Here is a 2,922-nt window from a genome sequence, read left to right as displayed (position 1 = left end):
GGGACTGGTGCAGATAACAGATACGCAATTCGTCCTCGTCAACATTGCTACCAGAAGCACCCGATAGATGGATCACTCCCTCCTGAATCGCTTCCAGTCCGGAAATCAGTCGCATCAGGGTGGTTTTTCCGGAACCATTCGCCCCCTGCAGCCAGATATGCTGTCCCGGCATCCAGCTCAGTGATTCAACCCTAAAAAGATCCTCAGCCTGATCAGGCCAGCTTTGCCGAAGCCCGCGAATATCCAAAAGTGACCGGGAAACATCAGAGTTCGGGCCCTGCGTTGAGATATCGCCAGAGCTATCATCCGTGCGCCCCCGCTTATCTAAAGTGATCCAGGGCAACAGGGCACCTAACCGCCTCCAGCAAGAAGCTGAAGTCTTGGGATGGCGTTTTTCTGTCACGACAGTCGTTTTCTCTATCACATCAACACCTGTATCAGCGGCTGGCCAGCTGACCTTTTCCCCGAAGCAACCCCATACCCACATTGAGCACCATCGCCAAAATAAAAAGTACCAGTCCCAAAGCAACCCCCTGCGCATATTCGCCCTTCAGGGTTTCCAAAGCGATAGCCGTCGTGATACTTCGGGTGTAATTCAGAATATTGCCACCGACCATCATCGCACAGCCTACTTCGGCAATAATGCGGGCAAAAGCGGCGATAAAGCAGGCATAAAGAGCATAACGCACTTCAAGCATCAGCACCCAAAGGCAACGAACCGGACTGGCCCCCAACATTTTCGCCGTCTCCCAAGCCCGTTTATCCGCTCCCTGAAAGGCGCTGTGACTCATCGAAACAATCAAAGGCATACAAAGCAGAAACTGACCAATGATCATGGCATTCTGTGTAAACAGCAGTCGCCAATCACCTAAAGGTCCCGCCCGGGATAACAACATAAAGAGAATAAGACCCACCACCACCGTCGGCACAGCCATCAGGGTATGGGTCAGAGACAGCATCAGCCAACGACCGGGAAACCGCCAGTAAGCTAACGCAAAACCGATCAACGTCGCCGGAACAACCGCTAAAAGAAGAGCCGAAAAAGAGACCCGAAAAGAAACACCGATAATATTCCAGAGAGCATCGTCTCCGGATATCAGGAGTTCAACTGCCGCAGCAAAGGTCTCGGTCAGAGAAGCCATGAATGGAAGCGCCTTATACTTATCTTATTTTCTTTCGCTTTAATGTACGTTGCGAATTCACAGGTTTCACTCTTTATACATGAAACCCAGGGCGATGTTGTATGCAGAAAGGCATCGCCTTAATAAAACAAACCTGCCGGTGCGTTCAGCCAAATCCAGCAGGTCAGATTCTGAGACGCAGTTCCGCCGTCAGAAACCGCTACCGATGCAAAACACCGGCAGCTTTATCGCTTATTACCTATCGCTATTTCTTAGCATTGGCAATGAACAGACGCTCACCGTGCAGGCGGAAGTCATCAATGCGCTTCTGAGTTTTTTCAGAAACAAGCCAATCGCTCAGCGCCTGAGCACCTTTGGTGTTCAGTCCATCGTATTTGGCAGGATTCACCAGAATAACCTGGTAAGGATTGAACAGACGCTTGTCGCCTTCTGAAACAATCGCCAGATCCACCTTGGATTTATACGCCAACCAAGTACCACGGTCTGTCAGCGTGTAAGCCTGCAATTCTGAGCTGATCTGCAGCACTTTACCCATACCCTGACCCACTTCACGGTAACCTTCGAAAGGCAGTTTTGTACCCGCCTGCTTCCAGAGACCCAGTTCTTTCTTATGAGTACCGGAGTCATCGCCACGAGAGATAAACAAAGACTGCGTACCGGATACTTTAGCCAGCGCGGCCTCAATATTGTTGGCCGACTTCACACCAGCTGGATCATTTTTAGGCCCCACCAGAACAAAGTCGTTATACATGATACCGCGAGGCTGAACACCGTGGCCCTCAGCAACAAATTTAGCCTCTGCCTTAGGTGCGTGAGTCATGACCAGATCCACATCACCATCCCGCCCCATACGCAACGCCTTACCTGTACCGACAGCAATAACCTGCACCGTTGCGCCATTGGCTTTTTCAAACTCCGGCAGCAGGTAGTCCAGCAGACCGGAGTTGTATGTGCTGGTCGTCGTCGCCAGACGGACAATACCCAGGTCTTCGGCATAAGACTGGATAGAAACAGTTGCCGCCAAAGTAGCCAACGCCGCCGAACGAATAAAGGTTTTCAGTTTGCTCATCTTAGGTGTGCTCATGCTAGTCCTTTAAATGCTTCAAAGTGCAATGTTTGTTATGATCGGACTCCCTCCGGAGCAAAATAGATGCCAGAGTCCGTCATCAGGCATGAGCACTGACCTGTAAGTCAGACTAGATCAACGCAAGTGACGAAGACAGAGAAAAAAACAACAAAAAAGGGTCATAATGACCCACCAAAAACACCTTCCGGACAATTTGACACATCACTCAGCAAACCTGAGTACCAGTAGAAAACAAAGCGACAGAGATCGCTGAAACGGCTCCGATCTGATAAATCAATCAACGCAAACAGACAGGTCGGACTAAATGACTTATGAGAAGCTTAACTATTTTCATCAGAAACCGGTAAAACAGCGCAAAAATACCCGCTGACAACAAATCCCATAAAACCGCCTGTGATGAATGAGATAGCCAACAACAATACCGAGCATAAGAAACGACACGATGGTCTCTATGGATAAAAATCCCCACTTTTCTGCCTCTGACGCTTCCGGCAAACCGTCAGGCAATCCTTTAAGTACCCATGCCGGAGGTTTGGCTCCGGCCATCTCCATACTGATTGTTGATGATGAACCCGGCATGCGTAGTTTTCTCATCAAAGCACTGAGCAAACGCTTTGCACTGGTAGAATCCGCCGACAGCATCGAAACAGCGGAAGAGATCCGCAAACGCTGTCATTTTGACCTCATCATCTG

The 2,922-nt window shown here is 49.7% G+C and carries 3 protein-coding genes and 1 pseudogene; 1 reads left to right on the top strand and 3 read right to left on the bottom strand.

Annotated elements, in window-relative coordinates:
• From AC4GL5_RS18320 to AC4GL5_RS18310, 3 genes are all read right to left on the bottom strand, one after another.
• Positions 1-424 (bottom strand): ATP-binding cassette domain-containing protein (locus tag AC4GL5_RS18320; protein WP_490384246.1); only part of this gene is annotated, 424 nt, incomplete at its 3' end.
• Positions 425-437: 13 nt separating this feature from the next.
• On the bottom strand, positions 438-1,142 hold the full coding sequence (locus tag AC4GL5_RS18315) for an ABC transporter permease (protein ID WP_490384245.1): 705 nt from the start codon (positions 1,140-1,142) through the stop codon (positions 438-440).
• 244 nt (positions 1,143-1,386) lie between these two features.
• Positions 1,387-2,226 carry an ABC transporter substrate-binding protein gene (locus AC4GL5_RS18310; RefSeq protein ID WP_490384244.1) on the bottom strand — a complete coding sequence of 280 codons (840 nt, stop codon included), beginning with the start codon at positions 2,224-2,226 and terminating at the stop codon, positions 1,387-1,389.
• A 454-nt stretch (positions 2,227-2,680) separates the two neighbouring features.
• Here AC4GL5_RS18310 and AC4GL5_RS18305 point away from each other — a divergent pair.
• Positions 2,681-2,922 (top strand): annotated as a pseudogene (locus AC4GL5_RS18305) (hypothetical protein); the annotation flags it as partial.

The sequence above is a fragment of the Oceanospirillum sp. genome, assembly GCF_982874595.1.
Note: the sequence above shows the minus strand (reverse complement) of the source record. Positions and strands in the feature narration are given on the sequence as shown.

Excerpts from the sequence above, each read along its gene's own strand:
- AC4GL5_RS18315 (WP_490384245.1), bottom strand. The coding sequence starts at position 1,142 with ATGGCTTCTCTGACCGAGACCTTTGCTGCGGCAGTTGAACTCCTGATA.
- AC4GL5_RS18310 (WP_490384244.1), bottom strand. The coding sequence starts at position 2,226 with ATGAGCACACCTAAGATGAGCAAACTGAAAACCTTTATTCGTTCGGCG.